At 66.5% G+C, this 17,968-nt stretch carries 18 protein-coding genes and 3 tRNA genes; 12 read left to right on the top strand and 9 right to left on the bottom strand.

The features are described 5' to 3' along the window. Window positions 1–128: 128 nt before the first annotated feature. Complete coding sequence (locus SZ55_RS16415; protein ID WP_373870807.1) at window positions 129–1,169, top strand: methyl-accepting chemotaxis protein; 1,041 nt, start codon at window positions 129–131, stop codon at window positions 1,167–1,169. A 76-nt stretch (window positions 1,170–1,245) separates the two neighbouring features. Next, window positions 1,246–1,866, top strand: a complete 621-nt coding sequence (locus SZ55_RS16410; RefSeq protein WP_044408377.1) for a tRNA-uridine aminocarboxypropyltransferase — start codon at window positions 1,246–1,248, stop codon at window positions 1,864–1,866. Here the strand turns inward: SZ55_RS16410 and SZ55_RS16405 are convergent. Both SZ55_RS16405 and SZ55_RS16400 read right to left on the bottom strand, forming a co-directional pair. Continuing rightward, the gene (locus tag SZ55_RS16405) at window positions 1,830–2,186 is read right to left on the bottom strand and encodes an antibiotic biosynthesis monooxygenase family protein (protein WP_044408374.1); all 357 of its coding nucleotides are present in this window, start codon (window positions 2,184–2,186) and stop codon (window positions 1,830–1,832) included. The genes SZ55_RS16410 and SZ55_RS16405 overlap by 37 nt on opposite strands. After that, window positions 2,183–2,881, bottom strand: coding sequence for a CTP synthase C-terminal region-related (seleno)protein (locus tag SZ55_RS16400; RefSeq protein ID WP_044408372.1), 699 nt, complete (start codon window positions 2,879–2,881; stop codon window positions 2,183–2,185). Before SZ55_RS16400 ends, SZ55_RS16405 begins: the two co-directional genes overlap by 4 nt. Window positions 2,882–2,980: 99 nt before the next feature. On the opposite strand from SZ55_RS16400, the gene SZ55_RS16395 reads away from it, so the two are divergent. Continuing rightward, entirely contained in the window at window positions 2,981–3,868 is an 888-nt protein-coding gene (locus tag SZ55_RS16395; RefSeq protein WP_236692443.1) for a LysR family transcriptional regulator, read from the top strand. Here the strand turns inward: SZ55_RS16395 and SZ55_RS28885 are convergent. Together SZ55_RS28885 and SZ55_RS16390 are read right to left on the bottom strand one after the other, a co-directional pair. Beyond that, window positions 3,801–3,983: a PSPA7_2676 family Cys-rich small protein gene (locus SZ55_RS28885; protein WP_082078258.1), complete on the bottom strand. Its 183-nt coding sequence runs from the start codon at window positions 3,981–3,983 to the stop codon at window positions 3,801–3,803. The two genes, SZ55_RS16395 and SZ55_RS28885, sit on opposite strands and share 68 nt — an antisense overlap. Before the next feature lie 107 nt (window positions 3,984–4,090). After that, window positions 4,091–5,011 (bottom strand): LysR family transcriptional regulator, encoded by a 921-nt coding sequence (locus tag SZ55_RS16390; RefSeq protein WP_044408366.1) that lies wholly within the window; start codon window positions 5,009–5,011, stop codon window positions 4,091–4,093. A 112-nt stretch (window positions 5,012–5,123) separates the two neighbouring features. Between SZ55_RS16390 and SZ55_RS16385 the strand changes: the two genes are divergently transcribed. After that, entirely contained in the window at window positions 5,124–5,882 is a 759-nt protein-coding gene (locus SZ55_RS16385) for an SDR family NAD(P)-dependent oxidoreductase (protein ID WP_044408363.1), read from the top strand. Between the two features lie 55 nt (window positions 5,883–5,937). Here the strand turns inward: SZ55_RS16385 and SZ55_RS16380 are convergent, their stop codons facing one another. Then, window positions 5,938–6,753: a DUF4344 domain-containing metallopeptidase gene (locus tag SZ55_RS16380; protein WP_044408360.1), complete on the bottom strand. Its 816-nt coding sequence runs from the start codon at window positions 6,751–6,753 to the stop codon at window positions 5,938–5,940. A 252-nt stretch (window positions 6,754–7,005) separates the two neighbouring features. Between SZ55_RS16380 and SZ55_RS16375 the strand changes: the two genes are divergently transcribed. Together SZ55_RS16375 and bchE are read left to right on the top strand one after the other, a co-directional pair. Then, window positions 7,006–7,350, top strand: a complete 345-nt coding sequence (locus tag SZ55_RS16375) for a cupin domain-containing protein (protein WP_044408357.1) — start codon at window positions 7,006–7,008, stop codon at window positions 7,348–7,350. A 130-nt stretch (window positions 7,351–7,480) separates the two neighbouring features. Further along, window positions 7,481–9,007 (top strand): magnesium-protoporphyrin IX monomethyl ester anaerobic oxidative cyclase, encoded by a 1,527-nt coding sequence (gene bchE, locus SZ55_RS16370; RefSeq protein WP_044408354.1) that lies wholly within the window; start codon window positions 7,481–7,483, stop codon window positions 9,005–9,007. 89 nt (window positions 9,008–9,096) lie between these two features. Here bchE and SZ55_RS16365 read toward each other — a convergent pair whose 3' ends face one another. The 4 genes from SZ55_RS16365 to folD all read right to left on the bottom strand — a co-directional run bounded on the left by SZ55_RS16365 (window position 9,097) and on the right by folD (window position 13,430). Further along, the gene (locus tag SZ55_RS16365; RefSeq protein ID WP_052807620.1) at window positions 9,097–9,639 is read right to left on the bottom strand and encodes a molybdopterin-dependent oxidoreductase; all 543 of its coding nucleotides are present in this window, start codon (window positions 9,637–9,639) and stop codon (window positions 9,097–9,099) included. Between the two features lie 2 nt (window positions 9,640–9,641). After that, window positions 9,642–11,618: a TonB-dependent receptor plug domain-containing protein gene (locus SZ55_RS16360; RefSeq protein WP_044408351.1), complete on the bottom strand. Its 1,977-nt coding sequence runs from the start codon at window positions 11,616–11,618 to the stop codon at window positions 9,642–9,644. Window positions 11,619–11,770: 152 nt separating this feature from the next. Then, window positions 11,771–12,427, bottom strand: coding sequence for a gamma-glutamylcyclotransferase (locus SZ55_RS16355; protein ID WP_044408349.1), 657 nt, complete (start codon window positions 12,425–12,427; stop codon window positions 11,771–11,773). 148 nt (window positions 12,428–12,575) lie between these two features. Further along, window positions 12,576–13,430, bottom strand: a complete 855-nt coding sequence (folD, locus tag SZ55_RS16350; RefSeq protein ID WP_044408347.1) for a bifunctional methylenetetrahydrofolate dehydrogenase/methenyltetrahydrofolate cyclohydrolase FolD — start codon at window positions 13,428–13,430, stop codon at window positions 12,576–12,578. Window positions 13,431–13,703: 273 nt separating this feature from the next. Here folD and SZ55_RS16345 point away from each other — a divergent pair. From SZ55_RS16345 to clpX, 6 genes are all read left to right on the top strand, one after another. Beyond that, window positions 13,704–13,780, top strand: a tRNA-Arg gene (locus SZ55_RS16345). A 34-nt stretch (window positions 13,781–13,814) separates the two neighbouring features. After that, a tRNA-His gene (locus SZ55_RS16340) sits at window positions 13,815–13,890 on the top strand. Window positions 13,891–13,945: 55 nt separating this feature from the next. Further along, window positions 13,946–14,030 (top strand) — tRNA-Leu (locus SZ55_RS16335). A gap of 369 nt (window positions 14,031–14,399) precedes the next feature. Continuing rightward, the gene (tig, locus tag SZ55_RS16330; RefSeq protein WP_044408344.1) at window positions 14,400–15,710 is read left to right on the top strand and encodes a trigger factor; all 1,311 of its coding nucleotides are present in this window, start codon (window positions 14,400–14,402) and stop codon (window positions 15,708–15,710) included. Between the two features lie 94 nt (window positions 15,711–15,804). Continuing rightward, complete coding sequence (gene clpP, locus SZ55_RS16325) at window positions 15,805–16,449, top strand: ATP-dependent Clp endopeptidase proteolytic subunit ClpP (protein ID WP_044408341.1); 645 nt, start codon at window positions 15,805–15,807, stop codon at window positions 16,447–16,449. Window positions 16,450–16,558: 109 nt separating this feature from the next. After that, window positions 16,559–17,839, top strand: coding sequence for an ATP-dependent Clp protease ATP-binding subunit ClpX (gene clpX, locus SZ55_RS16320; RefSeq protein WP_044408338.1), 1,281 nt, complete (start codon window positions 16,559–16,561; stop codon window positions 17,837–17,839). Window positions 17,840–17,968 lie beyond the last annotated feature (129 nt).

Here is a 17,968-nt window from a genome sequence, read left to right as displayed (position 1 = left end):
TGCGGGCCGGCAAATCGCCGGTGCCCTGGTACGACTACTGGGCCTACGACACGCTGCATTCCTGGCCGCTGATCCTGGCCACGGCCATCGTCCTGGGCGGGCACTACATCGTCAAAGGTCCGTGGCTGATGGTGCTGATGGCGGTGACCATGTTCGTGCTCGCGGCCTTCCAGCGCTACGACAAGCGCCAGACCATCCGCCGCACCCTGGCCGAGCACCCGAAGGCCTTCACCAGCGGCCTGGTGGCGTTGACCTATTCCACCAACAAGGGTGAGCAGGCGCTGCTGGACATGGCGATGATCAGCGAGGAGGCACGGCTGCAGACGGCGCTCACCCGGCTGGAGGATGCCGCCAGCGGCGTGCGCACGCGGGCGATGGATTCGTCCCGGCTGGCCACCTCCAGCGCCGACCTGCTGGAGCAGCAGCGCAGCGAGACGGACCAGTCCGCCACGGCCATCAACGAGATGGCGGCCACCATCCTGGAAGTCTCTACCAACGTGCAGAACACCGCCCACGCAGCCGAGGAGGCCGACCGCCTGGCCCAGCGTGGCCGTACGCTTGCCGGCGACAGCCTGGAGGCGATGGAGCACATGGCCAATGCGGTCAGCGAGATCGGCAAGGCGGTGAACGAGCTGGCGGAGTCGACCCAGTCCATCGGCAGCGTGGCCGACGTGATCACCTCCATCGCCGAGCAGACCAACCTGCTGGCGCTGAATGCGGCCATCGAGGCGGCCCGGGCCGGCGAGCAGGGCCGGGGCTTCGCCGTGGTGGCGGACGAGGTGCGTTCGTTGGCCTCGCGCACCCGCCAGTCCACCGAGCAGATCCACCAGATCATCGCCTCCCTGCGTTCCGGTGCGGACCGTGCGGTGGTCACCGCCAGCCGTGGCCAGGAAATCTCCCGGGACAGCGTCGGCAGCGTCGAGGCCGTGCGCGAGGCGCTGGAGGGGATCAGCAGTGCGGTGACGCGCATCACCGGCATGAGCCAGCAGATGGCCGCCGCTGCCGAGGAGCAGACCCAGGTGGCGGACGACATCAGCCGGCAGATCACCCGCATCGCCCAGCTTTCCGACAACAGCACCAACCAGGCCCTGGAAGGGGCCCAGATCAGCCAGGATCTGGAGCACATGGCCGAGTACCTGCACAGCCTGGCCGAACGCTTCAACCGCTGATTCCACACGCAGGGTGCCAGTGGACGGCACTCACCGGGCTCGGAGCCCGCCTGCGGCTGTGGCAGAATCCGCGCCCATGTCACGCCCCCAATGCCCCCGTTGCCAACGCCCCGAACGCCTGTGCCTGTGCCCGCTGATCCCCCGGCTGGACAGCCGCACCCGTGTGCTCGTGTTGCAGCACCCGAGCGAGGCCGGGCATGCCCTGAATACCGCGCGCTTCGCTGCCCTCGGGCTGCAGCAGGCGGAGCTGTGGGTGGGCGAGGTGTTCGCGGAGCTGCCGGCGCGCCTGGCCGACCCCGAGGTGGACGCGCGGCTGCTGTTCCCCGGCGAGGAGGCCCAGGTGCTGCCGGCCGGCCTGGTGGACGCGCCCCGCCCGCTGCTGCTGGTGGTGCCTGACGGCACCTGGCGCAAGGCGCGCAAGCTGCTGCACCTCAACCCGGCGCTGGCCACGTTGCCCCGGGTGACGCTGCCCGAGGGCGAGCCCTCCCGCTATCGCCTGCGCAAGGCGCCGGGCCCCGGTGCGTTGTCCACCCTGGAGGCCATCACCCGCGCGCTGGAGCTGCTGGAGCCCGCCACCTGCTTCGAGGCGCTGCTGCGCCCGTTCGAGGCGCTGATCGAGGGGCAGATCTCCGCCATGGGGGCGGAGACCTACCAGCGCAATCACGCCGGGGCCGGGCCTTCCGCCGCGAAGCCGTAGCTGCGCTCCACCCGCGCGACGCGCACCTCGAACCGGCTGTACCACTGTGCGCGCCCCTTGGCCTGGGCGTCGCGGTGAGGCGTGTCCTGCTTCCAGGCGAGGATGTCCGCCTCGCTGCGCCAATAGGACAGGGTGATGCCCAGGCCCTGGGCATCCCGCACCGACTCCACTCCGAGGAAACCCGGCTGCCGCCGTGCGCGCTCCACCATGTGATCGGCCATGGCGGCGTAGCCGTCGTCGCCCTCGGTGCGCTGCGAGATGAACATCACCACGTAGTAGGGCGGTTCCGGCAGCTGTGCCCGTGGCGTGGCGGCGCTCATGCCGCGCAGCTCCGCAGGAAGGCCTGCACCAGGGGCGCCGGCCGCTCGGCCAGGGCGGCGCGCTCGGGTTGGAAGAGGGTGGCGACGAAGAACGGGTGGTCGTCCCGCTCCACCGCGCGCAGGGCGCCTTCACTGCCGTGTGCGGAGGCGCTGAGCCCGGCGCTCAGCAAGGCCGGTTGAAGGTCCGGGGTGACGCCATAGCGGCAGTGGTAGCCCTCGAAGGCCATGGCGTTGCCGTAGGCGCGGGCGAGCCGGGAGCCGGGCGCCAGGTGGATGGCCTCGATGCATTCCACCAGGGCGCAACTGAGCGGCGAGACCACCGCCAGGCCGGCCTCTGGGTCGGTCTCGGCATGGGCCGCTTCCACCCAGCCGAGCACGTTGCGGGCGTGTTCCAGCACCGCGTGCTGGAAGCCGCCGCAAGTGCCGAGGAATGGCAGCCCGCTGACCCGCGCATGGCGGATGCCGCGCAGGGCGCCCTCGGTGTCGGCGTAGGGGCTGCCGGGCACGCACCAGAGCCCGTGATGGCCGGCGAGGTGACGGGGTTCCAGGCCCTGGGTGCCGATCCACTCGGCGCGCACGCGGATGCCGAGGCGCTCCGCGGCGTCCTCCAGGGCCAGGGGGATGGCGCGGTGGGCGGTGATGGCGGGGTCGTGTTCGCCCAGCAGGGCGATGTGCAGGGGGGCGGTGCCGATCATGTCCGATCCTTGTCGAGAGGCCTTGTGTCAGGCAGGACGGACTATATGCTTGCGTTTCAGCACGCAGAATGGGCATTCGTACCGATGAAGATTGCACCGATGCAATACAAGCTGGCCCAGGACGACCTGGCACTGGTGCTCGCGCTGGTGCGCGGCGGCAGCCTGGCGCGGGCCGCCGAACTGCTGCGTGTGGACGTTTCCACGGTGTTCCGCTCCATCCGCCGGCTGGAGCAGGCCCTGGGCAGCGAACTGTTCCAGAAGGGGCGTGGCGGCTATGTGCCCGGCGCGGCGGCGCTGCTGCTGGCGGAACAGGCCGAGCAGGCGGAACAGGCCCTGGAGGCGGCACAGCTGGCCCTGGAGCAGGGGCGCGAGGTGCTCAGCGGGACAGTGCGGCTGACCTGCACGGACACGGTGCTGCAGGGGTTGGTGCTGCCGGTGCTGGCGCGCTTCATGCCGGCCTACCCGGCGCTGCGCCTGGAGCTGGCCACCTCCAACGACTTCGCCAACCTCAGCCGGCGCGACGCTGACATCGCCGTGCGCCTGACCCGCTCGCCGCCGCAGCACCTGGTGGGCCGCTGCCTGGGTGAGGTGCCCTACGTGGTCTGTGCCAGCCCGACCTACCTGGCGAGCCAGGCCGGCAGCGACCCGGCGCAGATGGCCTGGATCGCCCCGGACGACTTCCTGCCCGACCACGCCAGCGTGGCCTGGCGCCGTCAGCGCTTCCCGGCGCTGGTGCCGGCCTACCGCTGCAACAGCATGCTCTCGGTGGCGGAGCTGGCCCGCGCCGGGCTGGGGGTGGCGGTGCTGCCGCGCTTCCTGCTGGATGCGCGCCTGCAACCGCTGGACCTGCCGGTCGAGGGCTGCGGCAGTGCCCTGTGGCTGCTGACACGGCCCGACTGCCGGGGGCTGCGGGCGGTGGTCACGTTGTTCGACGAGCTGGCTCGGCACCTGCGGCTGTCGCCAGATGAGGCGGATCGGCCCGTTTGACGTAGCGGTGGCTGCCGCAGCGTTGGCAACGCTGGCAGAGCATCGGCTCGGCGCCGACCTCGGTTTCGTAGCCGTCCGTCCAGACGCAGCCGAGCAGGAAACAGTGCAGTCGCATGGAACCTCCCGGGGCAGGGCCCCCGTCGATGATCAGGCGTGATGCGGCGTTGTTGGGGTTGTATGCCGTGCCCGGGAGACTCGTGGAGGCGCTCTAGAATCGACAACCTAAACCGGTGAACGGTGCGGGCGCCTGTCGATGTGGGGAGCCAGCAGGTCGTCCAGCCAGTCCATGAAGGCGCGCACCCGCCGGGGCTGCAGGCGGTGGGCGTAGAGCAGGTTCAGGGGCAGTGGCGGGGCGCTCAGCTGGGGCAGCACTTCCACCAGTTCGCCGCTGGCCAGCAGCTCGGCCAGGCCCAGGCGCGGGGCCTGGATGATGCCGAGGCCGCCCAGGCAGGCGCCTTCGTAGGCGTCGGTGCTGTTCACCGTGAGGCAGCCGCCCATGGGCAGGCGCACCAGGCGTCCGTCCTGCTGGTATTCGAAGCCGACCGGCCGCGCGCCCAGTACCGGCTGGTAGTGCACCAGGTGGTGCCGGGCCAGGTCTTCCGCCGTCTGCGGCGTGCCGTGGCGGGCGAGGTAGGCGGGGCTGGCGCAGTTCACCAGGGGCAACTGGCCGAGGGTGCGGGCGATCAGGCTCGGGTCCATCAGCTCGCCGACCCGCAGCACACAGTCGAAGCCTTCCCGCACCAGGTCGACACGGCGATCGGTGCAGCTCAGCTCCAGTTCGAGGGCCGGGTGGCCGTGGAGGAACTCGGCCAGGCGCGGCATCACCCACTGGCGGGCGATGCGGTTGGGCAGGTCCACCCGCAGGCGGCCGGCCAGGGCGCCGCCGCCTTCACGGAACATGCCTTCGAGGTCGTCCACCTGGGCCAGCAGGGACTGGCTGCGTTCATAGAGGGCGAGGCCGTCCTGGGTGGCGCGGACCTGGCGGGTGGTGCGCTGCAGCAGGCGCACGCCCAGCCGCTGCTCCAGTGCCTGTACCTGTTCGGAGACGCTGGAGCGGGGCAGGCCGAGGCTGGCGCTGGCCTGGGTGAAGCTCGACAGTTCGGTGACGCGCATGAAGGTACGCAGCAGGTCGAGGGTGTCCATGGCGGTGCTCTCTGTTCGTGGATGGCGATCAGTATGTGCGGTTTTCCGGTGTTTATCTGATCAATCGCGAACAATAGCCTGGAGTCCTTTCCATCCAACCGAGGACTTCGCCATGACCCGCAAGATCGTACTCATCACCGGTGCCAGCCGTGGCCTGGGCCGCAACGCCGCCCTGCAACTGGCCGCCCGGGGTTTCGACCTGATCGGCACCTACCATTCGCGCCAGGACGAGGCCCGGGCCGTGGCGGATGAAGTGGCGCGCCTGGGCGGGCGGGCCGAGATGCTGCAGCTGGATGTGGGAGCCGTGTCCGGCTTCCCCGCCTTCGCCCGCCAGGTGGCCGAATGCCTGGAACAGCGCTTCGGCGGGGCGCGCCTCTACGCCCTGGTGAACAACGCCGGCATCGGCATCCATGCCCCCTGTGCGGAGACCACCGAGGCGCAGTTCGACCAGTTGCTGGGCATCCAGCTGAAGGGGCCGTTCTTCCTCACCCAGCACTTGCTGTCGCTGCTTGCCGACGGTGGGCGCATCCTCAACCTGTCCACCGGCCTGGCCCGCTTCAGCCTGCCGGGGTATGGCGCCTATGCGGCGATGAAGGGTGGGGTGGAGGTCTGGACCCGCTACCTGGCCCGGGAGCTGGGGCCGCGCGGCATCCGGGTGAACGTGCTGGCGCCGGGCGCCATCGAGACGGATTTCGGCGGCGGGGTGGTGCGGGACAACGCCGAGGTGAATGCCTTCGTGGCCGCCAACACCGCCTTGGGGCGGGTCGGCCTGCCGGACGACATCGGCCAGGCGGTCGCCTTGCTGCTGGCGGAAGAGGCGGGCTGGATCACCGGCCAGCGGATCGAGGCCTCGGGCGGCATGTTCCTCTGACGGCGGAGCCAGGGCCGGTTGCGGTGACCGGCCCTTGTGCCACACGGTGTGGAGGCTATTTCACCTTGCCTTCGAGCAGGGCATCCCAGGCGTCCACCATCTGGCGGTACTCGCCCTCGCAGCCGGCGGCGCGGTCTTCATGCAGCAGCTCGTCGTCGACGAAGTACTGGAACTTGGCCGGATTGGAGCCGTAGATGTAGCAGAGGAAGTTGACGGCCCGCTGGGCGTCCAGCGAGTGGGCGTCGTAGAAGGGCAGGTCGTCCAGGGAGCTGGCCTGCTCGGCGGACAGGCTGTAGGCGTAGGAGACGGTCATCAGGTAGTCCTCGCCCACCTCGTCGTTGGTCAGCATGTAGGCCACGAGCTGGTCGGCGACGTCTTCTTCCTTGCCGGTGATCTTCAGCTCCAGGACGTCGATGAAGGCATGGCCGGCTTCGTGGAACAGGGTGCCCATGAGGCTCTTGTAGAGCTCGTCGTTGACTTCGTCGGCGTCGTTGTCGGCCTGGGTGAACATCTCGCGTTCGCTGACGCCAAGCTCGTAGCACAGGGAAATGACGTTGGCTTGGTAGAAGGCGTTCGGCTCGTCGCACTCTTCGGCGACCACCTGGATGTCGTCGGGAATCCGGATGTAGTCGTTCATGGCCTCGCTGAAGTCTTCGAGAATCTTCCATTCGCGCCACTGCCGCGCTTCCGCCTTGTTGTCGTCCTGCTTGGCGGCCTTGTAGACCGGGATGAAGCGGCCGGCGGAGGCGCTGTCCGGCTTGGCGGTGCGAGCCGGTTCCCGGGTGCTTGCAGCCGAATGGCCACCGGGACCCGGGAGCCCTGCGAGACTGAGCATGAGGACGGCGAGGGCGTTTCTACACAGGGCGCGCATTGCGTGGTGGCTCCGCAGGCGATGAGGTTCGGAAGGGGCGCCAGCCGGGGGCTCCCGGGGGCGTGGCGAATTCTAGTGGGAGGAGGTGGTGGGCTGTCTATCGCAGGCTGCGCCTGGCCGGAAGGCCGTCACGGTTGATGTGGGGGCGCCCGGTGGCTGCGCTTCTGGACAGGCGGGGGGCGGTATCAGACAAGCCGGCAGGGTGCGGGGGCCCTAGGGTGGGTGTTCGATTCCCCACTGCCTGGAGTGCTCATGTCCGATTTCATCACTGTCCTGCGTGAAACCTGCCCGACGCCCGTGCTCGACGCCACCAAGTGGAAGCGCATCGGCGGCGACCCGCACACCGTGAACCTGAACGCCTACACCTCGGCCGATGGCAGCAAGATCATGGGCACCTGGATCTGCACCCCCGGCAAGTTCGAGGTGAACTACGAGAAGTGGGAGTACTGCCACTTCCTCGATGGCTACTGCATCATCACGCCGGAAGGCGAGGCGCCGGTGCACCTGCGGGCCGGTGATGTGTTCGTCATCGAGCCCGGCCTGAAGGGCACCTGGGAGGTGGTGGAGACGGTGCGCAAGTACTTCGTCTTCGCCTGATCCACCGGGCCGGACGCGTCCTGCGTCCGGCCTGCCACACAATCGCCACGCAATGCCCACACCCTCTCCCTGCGCCGTTCACAGGCGCGCGCGATAACACCCGCATCTTCTTCCGACGCTGGGTGTTCCCATGGATGTACTGCTGCTCAACCCGCCCCATACCGCCATCGGCAGCCGCATGCCCCGCGAGCACCTGCCGCCCCTCGGCCTGCTCAGCGTGGGCGGCCCGTTGCTGGATGCGGGCTTTGCCGTGCGCCTGCTGGATGCCGACCGGGAGGGTTTGGCGCTGCCGGCCATCGTGGCGCGGGTGGTGGACCTGGCGCCGGCGGTGGTGATGCTGGGGCACTCCGGTTCCAGTTCGGCCCATGTGACGGTGGTGGCGATCTGCCGGGCGCTGAAGGCGGTGTTGCCGGGGCTGCGCATCATCTATGGCGGGGTGCACCCGACCTATCACTGGGACGAGATTCTCCGGGAGGTGGAGGCGATCGACCTGATCGTGCGCGGCGAGGGCGAGCAGACGGCGTTGTCGCTGATGCAGGCCCTGGCGGCTGGGCTGCCTCTGGAGGCGGTGCCGGGCATCGCCCTGCTGGTGGCCGGGGTGCCGCAGGCCACGGCGGATGCGCCGATGCTGCGCAACCTGGACGACTACCGGGTGGGCTGGGAGCTGATCAACCACGCGGACTACAGCTACTGGGGTGGCAAGCGAGCGGTGGTGGTGCAGTTCTCCCGGGGGTGCCCGCACCTGTGCAACTACTGCGGGCAGCGCGGCTTCTGGACGCGCTGGCGCCATCGCGATCCGGTGCGGCTGGCCCGCGAGCTGGCCTGGCTGCACCGGGAGAAGGGGGTGGAGCTGGTGAACTTCGCCGACGAGCTGCCCACCGGTTCACGCAAGGCCTGGCGGGCCTTCCTCGAAGCGCTGATCGCCGAGCAGGTGCCGTTGCTGCTGGTGGGGTCCACCCGTGCCGGGGACATCGTGCGCGATGCGGACATCCTCCACCTGTATCGCCAGGCGGGGGTGATCCGCTTCCTGCTGGGGATCGAGAGCTACGACGAGGCGACCCTGAAGGCCATCCGCAAGGGGGCGACGCCCAGGGAGGACCAGCAGGCGATCCGCCTGTTGCGCCAGCACGGCATCGTGTCGATGGCGACCTATGTGGTGGGGTTCCAGGAGGAGCGGGATGGCGACTACTGGCGCTCGTTCCGCCATCTGCTGCGCTACGACCCGGACCAGATCCAGCTGCTGTACGTCACGCCGCACCGCTGGACGCCGTTCTATGCCCTGGCCGAAACGCGGGAGGTGATCCAGACCGACACCCGCCGCTGGGACTACAAGCACCAGGTGCTGGCGGTGCGGCAGGTGCCGGCGTGGCGGGTGTTCCTCTGGTTCAAGCTGATCGAGCTGGGGATGCAGGCGCGGCCCAAGGCGCTGTGGCGGGTGCTGTTCCACCGGGATGCCGAGGTGCGCCACGCGATGCGCTGGTACACGCGCATCGGCCGGCGGGTGTGGTTCCACGAGGTGGCGGAATTCCTACTGGGGCCGCGCTTGCTGCGGCGCGGGCCGACGCTCAAGGCGTTTCTCGGGGCGTCGCTGGCCGAGCGGGAGTACGTGCTGGATGTGCGCAAGCGTGCGCGGGCGGAGCCGGTGGAGGTGCGCTGACGGGGAGGCAAAAAGAGGCCGTCGCGAGGACGGCCTGAAAAGGGATGGAGGCGTGGCTGTGGGGCGGCCTCCACCGAGCCCTTCGGGGATCAGAGCGGGACAGTCTTCAGTTCGATGGCCTTGAGCCATTTGACGTGGCGCGGGCCGGGGTGGCGGTCGCAGCCGGAGACCAGGGCGATGTGGCCGACCTCGGGCGGCAGGGGCTGGCCGTGCTGGGCGTACACCACCAGGACACCGTCGCCGACTGAGGTGTTGAGCAGCTCGTTCCAGCTGAACAGGGCGATGTAGGCGTCGCTGGCGTGGGCGACGAGGTAGGCGCGTTTCCAGGCCTTGGGGTCATCGCCGGCGAGGGCGGCCCGTTGCACCACGTCGCGCAGCAGGGCGCCTCGGTAGCCTTTGTACTCGGCGTTGGCGACATCACCGCCACAGGCCTTGGCGACGTCGACGTAGTCGTGGGCGGGGAGTGTGCGCAGGGCGTCGACGTCGAGGGTGAGGGCGTGCTGCACCTCGCCGGTGACCTGCAGGGTGTCGGTGACGTAGGTGGACGGGTCGTCTGGGACGAACGCGGCAGCGTGCAGGGCTGGGCTGAGCAGCAGGCCGAGGGCGAGGGGCAGGAGCGGTCGGTGGGTCATGGTCAGAACTCGTAGCGCAGGTTGGTGAAGTACTGCCGGCCGGGCTCGGGGTAGCCGTCGGACAGTTCGTAGTCTTCGTCGCTGAGGTTGTTGACGCCCGCTTCGACGCTGACGCCGTGGGTGAGGTCGAGGCTGGCCTTGAGGTCGATGCGGGTGAAGGGCGAGACCTGGGCGGTGTCGGAGGACCAGCGCTGGTCGGCGTGCTCGATGAAGGCGATGAGGTGCAGGCGCTCGATGGGGGCGTAGTCGACCCAGGTGTTGAGCTTGTTGCGCGGGGTGTCGGTGAGGCGGGTGCGGGAGCTGAGGTTGCGCCGTTCGAGGTAGGTGTAGGCGAAGCCGGTCTCCAGGCCTTCACCGACTCGCTGCTTGAGGCTCAGTTCGGCGCCGCGGTGGCGGGCTTCGTTGATGTTCTGCATCTGGTCGCGGCCGGGCTGGACGTTGCGGACGCGCTGGATGAGGTCGTCGATGTCGCTGCGGAAGACGGCGGCCTCCAGGTGCGCGCCGGCCCAGGGCTGGCCCTGGTAGCCGAGCTCGTAGTGGGTGGCGTGCTCGGGGGCGAGGTCGGGGTTTTCGATGAAGGTGCCGAAGCGCAGGGAGTAGCGGTCCTTGAGGGTGGGCAGGCGGCTCTTGCGGGCGATGCTGGCGTAGAGGCGGTGGTCCGGCGTGGGATCGAAGTACAGGGCGGTCTGCCAGTTGTTGGCGTGTTGGGTGTCGGGCCGGGCGTAGGTGTCGGCGTCCACCGGGGTGAGGGTGTCGCGGCTGGCGCCGAGGGCCAGGTGCCAGCGCTCTTCGAGGCGGATGTAGTCCTCGACGGCGACGGAGGTGAGCCGGTCTTCCAGGCGCTTGGTGGTGCGCTGGCCGTCGTCCTCTTCGTGGCGGTCCTGCTTGTAGGCGTACTGCAGCTTGATCTGGTGGGCGTCGAGGCGGTCGGTCTGCAGTTGCAGGGAGCCGCCCATGACGTGGTCGTCGTAGTTGCTGCTGCCGGTGCTGGAGAGTGACTGGGGGTTGTTGCCGCTGGTGGCGAGGCGGCTGTAGGTGGCGTTGGTGTAGCCGTCGAGGCCGTTGGTGTAGTGGTCGGCGTAGGCGCGCAGGCGCAGGGTCTCGTAGTCGCTGAGGGCGTGGTTGCCGATGAAGTAGTAGCTCTCCTTGTCCCAGTAGGGCCAGCGCCAGTAACGCTGTGTGGCGCCGGGGTCGGTGCTGGGGGGCTGGCCTTTCTGGCCGTCCTGGCGGACGTAGCCGAGTGCGTATTCGTCGGTTTCGTTGGGGGTGAGGCCGATCTTCAGGGACTGCTTGCGGTCGTCGTAGTCGCTGTTCTCGCGGTGGTGGCCGTTCTCCCGGACGGTGCTGCGGAAGTCGTCTGAGAGCCGGTAGTAGTCGGCTTCGTGCTGGGAGGCGGAGGCCTGGAGGTACCAGCTGCCCTGGTTGGTGCCGAGGTTGACGCTCTTGCGCTGCAGGCCGCCGGTGCCGGTGCCGAGGCTGGCGTCGCCTTCGAAGGCGCTGTCGGGGCGGCGGGTGATGAGGTTGATGGCGCCACCGAGGGTGTTCGGGCCATAGAGGGTGGAGCTCATGCCCTTGGCGACCTGGATGGCGGCGAGGTCGCTGGTGGTGAAGCGGTCGAGGTCGACGTAGCCGTCGTAGGGGACGTACACGGGGATGCCGTCGACGAAGATCGGCACCTGGCGGGCGTCGAAGCCACGCAGGCTGATGGTGCCTTCGTTGCGGGCGTTGGTGCTGGTGCTGATGCCGCTCAGCAGGTTGAGGGCGTCGGTGACGGTGTGGCGCTCGAAGCGCTGCATGTCGCGGGCGTCGACCGAGGAGGCGACCTGGTCGCCGAAGTCGCTGGCCTGGCTGGAGGGGGCGCTGATCAGCAGTTCGCCCAGGCTGAAGACCTGGCTGGCGGCGTTGGCCGGCTGCGGAGGGAGGACGGCGCCAAGGGCACCCAGGACCAGGAGGGGGAGGCGTGTGGTGAGAAGGTTCATGGTTGCTCGCTGTGTGTTTTTTTATATAGCGATGGGCGTGACGGGACGCATCGGGCATTCGCCTGGGCGTCTCTTGCCGGCGTTGGCGTCTGGCTGGCGCAGGTTATCCGAGCGCTTCGCCAATCGCTATATATTTTTGTGTATAGCGATGGTCAGTCGAGATCGAGATGGGGTTGCTTGCTGCAGCGCAGGAGGGCGGACTCCAGGCGGCGGTCGGGCATGGCGTGGGCGCGCAGGCTGTTGACGGTCTGCTCGACGTAGTCGCGCGTGGTGCCGTAATGGCCGCAGGCACGGGCAAAGACGTGGGTGAGGACGTGATCCGGCAGGGCGCCGGCGTAGCAGGCGAAGTTGCGCCGCAGGACGAAGCCGAGGGCCTGGACGCGCCGGCCGTCTTCGAGGCGGCAGTCCAGCCAGCGCGGCTGGTAGGCGGCGTCGGGCATCTCCCGCTGCCAGAGTGCGAGCAGGTGTCGCTCGAGGTGTTCGTCGGGCAGGCGGTAGGCGAAGCCGGAGCAGGAGCCGCCACGGTCGAGGCCGAGCACGAGGCCGGGGGCGTCGGGGGTGCCCCGGTGGATCTGCGACCACAGGTAGAGGCCGCGGTGATAGCCGTGGATGCGGGCGCGGCTGCGTTCGACGGCAGGGCATTCCGGACGCCAGATGAGCGAGCCGTAGGCGAACAGCCAGACTGGGCCGCCCTTGTGCTGGGCCATGGTGGCGTCGAGGGAGGCCTGGAGTTCGCCGGCGGTTAGGTGAACCGGCTGTTCGAGCTGGGGCGGGTAGGGGGCTGGCGGGGCGTCGGGGCGGCCGGGCATGGCGTGGATGGCCTCGGTGGTGCGGTGGAGCGATACGGGTTCCGTTTTAGCAGGCCGGGAGGGGGTTGGGGAATGACGTTCGTCAGCTTTCTGCATGACCAAACGAAGAACGGCACCCTGGGGTGCCGTTCGGTGCCTTGCGCTCGCGTCAGTCGTGCAGGTGCTCGGCGGCGTGCAGGGTGTTCTCCAGCAGGCAGGCTCGGGTCATGGGGCCGACGCCACCGGGAACCGGGGTGATCCAGCTGGCGCGCTGCAGGGCGGGCTCGTACTCGACGTCGCCGACCAGCTTGCCGTCTTCCTGGCGGTTGATGCCGACGTCGATGACGATGGCGCCTTCCTTGATCCATTCACCTTTCACCAGGCCGGGCTTGCCGGCGGCGACCACCACCAGGTCGGCACGGCCGACGTGGCCGGCGAGGTCCTTGGTGAAGCGGTGGGTGACGGTGACGGTGCATCCGGCGAGCAGCAGTTCGAGGGCCATGGGGCGGCCGACGATGTTGGAGGCGCCGACGACCACCGCGTCCATGCCATAGAGGTCTGCGCCGGTGCTTTCAAGGAGGGTCATGATGCCCTTTGGGGTGCAGGGGCGCAGCAGCGGGATGCGCTGGGCGAGGCGGCCGATGTTGTAGGGGTGGAAGCCGTCCACGTCCTTGTCCGGGCTGATGCGCTCCAGCAGCAGGGAGGCATCGAGGTGCGCGGGCAGGGGCAGCTGGACCAGGATGCCGTCGATGGCCGGGTCCTGGTTCAGGCGGTCGATCAGGGCGAGCAGTTCGTCCTGGCGGGTGCTGGCGGGCAGGTCATGGGCCTGGGAAATGAAACCGACTTCCTCGCAGTCTTTGCGCTTGTGCGCAACATAGACTTGCGAGGCGGGATCGCTGCCCACCAGGATCACGGCCAGGCCGGGAATGCGCAGTCCTTGCTGGCGGCGTTCAGCTACTCGCTGGGCTATCTGCTGGCGGAGGCGGGCGGCGATCGTTTTGCCGTCGATCAGTTGTGCGGTCATGACGCGTGATTAACCATTAGGAAGGAGCGAAAAAGGGCGCGTATTCTCGCATGGCGTGCCTGCGGGGCAAAGGCGGCTGCCGGGCATTTTCCCGTAACCCCTTTATCTTTCTAAATTTTTTTCATTTTTTTGTTGACGGGTAGTGGGGGCAGCTATAACATGCGCCCCGCTTGTCGAGCACAGCCACTAGCTGGGTAAGACGGCAAACGTAGAAGTCTCAAGGCTTCTGCTGAAGCCGAAAGCTTCGAAGAGTCTGCTCCGGTAGATGATCGAGCGCCCGTAGCTCAGCTGGATAGAGCATCCGCCTTCTAAGCGGATGGTCGCAGGTTCGAGTCCTGCCGGGCGTGCCATTTGGCAGTCTTGGCACAAGCAAAGTGAAATATGGTGGGCGTAGCTCAGTTGGTAGAGCACAGGATTGTGGCTCCTGGTGTCGTGGGTTCGATTCCCATCGTCCACCCCATATTCTGCGAAGACGCCAGGCCAAGTGCCTGGCGTTTTTGTTTCCAGCGTCGAAAGCGGACGTGGTGAAATTGGTAGACACACCAGATTTAGGTTCTGGCGCCGCAAGGTGTGAGAGTTCGAGTCTCTCCGTCCGCACCATTATTCGATGACCCTTGCCCCTGGGTTTACTTGCAAGAACCGGGTAGGGAATGAAAAGGCAGCCTTCGGGCTGCCTTTCGTCGTTCCGGGGTCTGCATTTGCGGCATCCGGCCGCAGTGCCGTCCGGCCTTGGGCGTGCTGTACTGCCGGAGCGCTGCCCGCCCGGCCGTAGGCATCGGGCAGGGATGTTGGCCGGGTAGGGCGGTCCTTCCTTATATAAGGTGCGAATCCATTGGTGTCGGCTCTTGTAGGCAGGGGCGCGAAGAGCGATGGGTTGGCGGGGTGACTTCTGCATTTTCCTCTAATAGAATGCCGACCCTTGATTATGGGGCCGGTCCGGCCGGCAAATGTCTGCAACGAGGAATATCCATGCAAGTTTCTGTTGAAAGCACCTCCGCTCTCGAGCGCCGTATGACCGTTGGTGTGCCGGCCGAGCGGATCGAGACTGAAGTCAACAAGCGTCTTCAGCAGACTGCTCGCCGCGCCAAGGTCGCTGGCTTCCGTCCGGGCAAGGTGCCCATGAGCGTGATCCGTCAGCGTTACGAAGACGCTGCTCGCCAGGAAGTCCTGGGTGATCTGATCCAGTCTTCCTTCTATGAGGCTGTGGTTGAGCAGAAGCTGAACCCGGCTGGCCAGCCTTCCGTCGAGCCGAAAGTGTTCGAGAAGGGCAAGGACCTCGAGTTCATCGCCACCTTCGAAGTGTTCCCGGAGTTCCAGGTCGCTGGTCTCGAGTCCATTGCGGTCGAGCGCCTGCAGGCTGAAGTCGGCGACGCTGACGTGGACAACATGCTGGAAATCCTGCGCAAGCAGAACACCCGCTTCGAAGCGGTGGATCGTGCTGCCGAGAATGGCGATCAGCTGAACATCGATTTCGTCGGCAAGATCGACGGTGAAGCCTTCGCGGGCGGTTCTGCCAAGGGCACCAGCCTGGTGCTGGGCTCCGGTCGCATGATCCCGGGCTTCGAAGATGCCCTGGTTGGCGTCAAGGCGGGCGAAGAGCGCGTCATCAACCCGACTTTCCCCGAGGACTACCAGAACCTGGATCTGGCCGGTAAGACTGCCGAGTTCACCGTGACCGTGAACAGCGTCTCCGCCCCCATCCTGCCGGATCTGAACGACGAGTTCTTCGCGCTGTTCGGCATCAAGGAAGGCGGTCTGGAAGGCTTCCGCGCCGAAGTTCGCAAGAACATGGAGCGTGAACTGCGTCAGGCCATCAAGTCCAAGGTCAAGAACCAGGTGATGGACGGCCTGCTGGCTGCCAATCCGATCGAAGTGCCGAAGGCGCTGATCGGCAACGAGGTGAACCGTCTGCGCGTTCAGGCTGTTCAGCAGTTCGGCGGCAACATCAACCCTGATCAACTGCCGGCCGAGCTGTTCGAAGAGCAAGCCAAGCGTCGCGTGGTTCTGGGTCTGATCGTGGCTGAAGTGGTCAAGCAGTTCGAGCTGAAGCCGGACGATGCCCGCGTTCGCGAGCTGATCGAGGAAATGGCCTCCGCTTACCAGGAGCCTGAGCAGGTCGTGGCCTGGTACTACAAGAACGACCAGCAGCTGAACGAAGTCCGTTCTGTTGTGCTGGAAGAACAAGTTGTAGATACTGTCCTGCAGAAGGCCAACGTGACTGACAAAGCGGTCTCCTACGAAGATGCAGTCAAGCCGGTAGAAGCTTCGCAAGCCGCCTGATCGTTTCGCCTCGTTCGAGCACACCATAAGCCAGCCTCCGAGCTGGCTTATGCGTCTTTGAGACATGACATTAGTTAGGGAGCGATCGCTGGACATGTCCCGCAATTCTTTTATGCAGCAACAAGTCCCTGATATCCAGGCTGCTGGCGGCCTCGTGCCGATGGTGGTGGAGCAGTCTGCCCGTGGCGAGCGCGCCTACGACATCTATTCCCGCCTGCTGAAGGAGCGGGTGATCTTCCTGGTGGGTCAGGTCGAGGACTACATGGCCAACCTGGTGGTTGCCCAGTTGCTCTTCCTCGAAGCCGAGAACCCCGACAAGGACATTCACCTCTACATCAACTCTCCGGGTGGTTCGGTGACTGCCGGGATGTCGATCTACGACACCATGCAGTTCATCAAGCCTGACGTATCCACCATCTGCATCGGCCAAGCCTGCAGCATGGGTGCGTTGCTCCTGGCGGGTGGTGCAGCTGGCAAGCGTTACTGCCTGCCGCACTCGCGCATGATGATCCACCAGCCTCTGGGTGGTTTCCAGGGGCAGGCTTCGGACATCGAGATTCACGCGCGTGAGATCCTCACGATCCGTGAGCGCCTGAACAAGATCTTGGCTGATCACACGGGACAGCCGATCGATGTGATCGCCCGTGATACTGATCGCGACAACTTCATGAGTGGCGATGAGGCTGTCAAATACGGACTGATCGATCAGGTCCTCAGCAAGCGTCAGCTCGCCAGCTAACACCATCCGCAGCACCGTGGCCGGCTCCCGCCGGCCACTCCGCGGGCTTGAAAATGCCCGCATTTGCCTTCATCTTGTGTTTCATGCCTATCCCGACTGGATTGATCGAATGACTGACACCCGCAATGGCGAGGACAACGGCAAACTGCTTTATTGCTCCTTCTGCGGCAAAAGCCAGCACGAAGTGCGCAAGTTGATTGCTGGCCCTTCCGTCTTTATCTGCGACGAGTGCGTCGACCTGTGCAACGACATCATCCGTGAGGAGGTGCAGGAAGCCCAGGCCGAGAGCAATGCGCACAAGCTGCCGGCGCCCAAGGAAATCCGCACCATCCTGGATCAGTATGTGATTGGTCAGGAGCGCGCGAAGAAGGTCCTCGCGGTCGCCGTCTACAACCACTACAAGCGTCTCAATCAGCGCGACAAGAAGGATGACATCGAGCTCGGCAAGAGCAACATCCTCCTGATCGGCCCTACGGGTTCCGGCAAGACGCTGCTGGCCGAAACGCTCGCTCGCCTGCTGAATGTTCCCTTCACCATCGCCGACGCAACTACGCTCACCGAGGCGGGTTATGTGGGGGAGGATGTCGAGAACATCATTCAGAAGCTGCTGCAGAAGTGCGATTACGACGTGGAAAAGGCCCAGATGGGCATCGTCTACATCGATGAGATCGACAAGATTTCCCGTAAGTCCGATAACCCCTCCATCACCCGTGATGTGTCGGGTGAGGGCGTCCAGCAAGCATTGCTGAAGCTGATCGAGGGCACCGTTGCGTCCGTGCCGCCGCAAGGTGGTCGCAAGCATCCCCAGCAGGAATTCCTGCAGGTGGATACACGCAACATCCTCTTCATATGCGGCGGTGCGTTCGCCGGGCTGGAGAAAGTCATCCAGAACCGTTCTGCTCGTGGCGGCATTGGCTTCAATGCCGAGGTCCGTAGTGTTGATCTGGGCAAGAAGGTGGGTGAAACCCTGCGCGATGCGGAGCCGGAGGACCTGGTCAAATTCGGCCTGATCCCCGAGTTCGTGGGTCGTCTCCCGGTGATCGCCACCCTGGACGAACTCGACGAGGCTGCATTGATCCAGATCCTCACCGAGCCGAAGAACGCCCTGACCAAGCAGTACGGCAAGCTCTTTGAAATGGAAGGGGTGGATCTGGAGTTCCGTCCGGACGCACTCAAGGCTGTGGCTCGCCGTGCGCTTGAGCGCAAAACCGGTGCCCGGGGCCTCCGCTCGATCCTCGAAGGCGTGCTGCTCGACACCATGTACGAAATCCCCTCGCAGAACGAGGTCAGCAAGGTGGTCATCGATGAAAGTGTCATCGAAGGAGCCTCCAAGCCGCTGCTGATCTACGAGAACAGCGAACAGCCGGCGAAAGCTGCGCCCGACGCGTGATCACCAAAGGGGCCCTCGGGCCCCTTTGTCTTTCCCACTACAGCGCTTGTTTTTTCCCAGACGTGCCCCCATCTTAGGCCCTCAGGGTCACCCTATCTGTTAACGGCCCATGGCCGCTGTAGAGCTGAA

This window comes from Pseudomonas sp. FeS53a (assembly GCF_000931385.1).
Taxonomy (GTDB): domain Bacteria; phylum Pseudomonadota; class Gammaproteobacteria; order Pseudomonadales; family Pseudomonadaceae; genus Metapseudomonas; species Metapseudomonas otitidis.
This window is presented reverse-complemented; position numbering and strand designations above follow the sequence as displayed.

Bases quoted from the DNA above. Each gene is read 5' to 3' on its own strand.
- SZ55_RS16415 (WP_373870807.1), top strand. From the start codon at position 129: ATGGTGCTGATGGCGGTGACCATGTTCGTGCTCGCGGCCTTCCAGCGC.
- SZ55_RS16410 (WP_044408377.1), top strand. From the start codon at position 1,246: ATGTCACGCCCCCAATGCCCCCGTTGCCAACGCCCCGAACGCCTGTGC.
- SZ55_RS16405 (WP_044408374.1), bottom strand. From the start codon at position 2,186: ATGAGCGCCGCCACGCCACGGGCACAGCTGCCGGAACCGCCCTACTAC.
- SZ55_RS16400 (WP_044408372.1), bottom strand. From the start codon at position 2,881: ATGATCGGCACCGCCCCCCTGCACATCGCCCTGCTGGGCGAACACGAC.
- SZ55_RS16395 (WP_236692443.1), top strand. From the start codon at position 2,981: ATGCAATACAAGCTGGCCCAGGACGACCTGGCACTGGTGCTCGCGCTG.
- SZ55_RS28885 (WP_082078258.1), bottom strand. From the start codon at position 3,983: ATGCGACTGCACTGTTTCCTGCTCGGCTGCGTCTGGACGGACGGCTAC.
- SZ55_RS16390 (WP_044408366.1), bottom strand. From the start codon at position 5,011: ATGGACACCCTCGACCTGCTGCGTACCTTCATGCGCGTCACCGAACTG.
- SZ55_RS16385 (WP_044408363.1), top strand. From the start codon at position 5,124: ATGACCCGCAAGATCGTACTCATCACCGGTGCCAGCCGTGGCCTGGGC.
- SZ55_RS16380 (WP_044408360.1), bottom strand. From the start codon at position 6,753: ATGCGCGCCCTGTGTAGAAACGCCCTCGCCGTCCTCATGCTCAGTCTC.
- SZ55_RS16375 (WP_044408357.1), top strand. From the start codon at position 7,006: ATGTCCGATTTCATCACTGTCCTGCGTGAAACCTGCCCGACGCCCGTG.
- bchE (WP_044408354.1), top strand. From the start codon at position 7,481: ATGGATGTACTGCTGCTCAACCCGCCCCATACCGCCATCGGCAGCCGC.
- SZ55_RS16365 (WP_052807620.1), bottom strand. From the start codon at position 9,639: ATGACCCACCGACCGCTCCTGCCCCTCGCCCTCGGCCTGCTGCTCAGC.
- SZ55_RS16360 (WP_044408351.1), bottom strand. From the start codon at position 11,618: ATGAACCTTCTCACCACACGCCTCCCCCTCCTGGTCCTGGGTGCCCTT.
- SZ55_RS16355 (WP_044408349.1), bottom strand. From the start codon at position 12,427: ATGCCCGGCCGCCCCGACGCCCCGCCAGCCCCCTACCCGCCCCAGCTC.
- folD (WP_044408347.1), bottom strand. From the start codon at position 13,430: ATGACCGCACAACTGATCGACGGCAAAACGATCGCCGCCCGCCTCCGC.
- tig (WP_044408344.1), top strand. From the start codon at position 14,400: ATGCAAGTTTCTGTTGAAAGCACCTCCGCTCTCGAGCGCCGTATGACC.
- clpP (WP_044408341.1), top strand. From the start codon at position 15,805: ATGTCCCGCAATTCTTTTATGCAGCAACAAGTCCCTGATATCCAGGCT.
- clpX (WP_044408338.1), top strand. From the start codon at position 16,559: ATGACTGACACCCGCAATGGCGAGGACAACGGCAAACTGCTTTATTGC.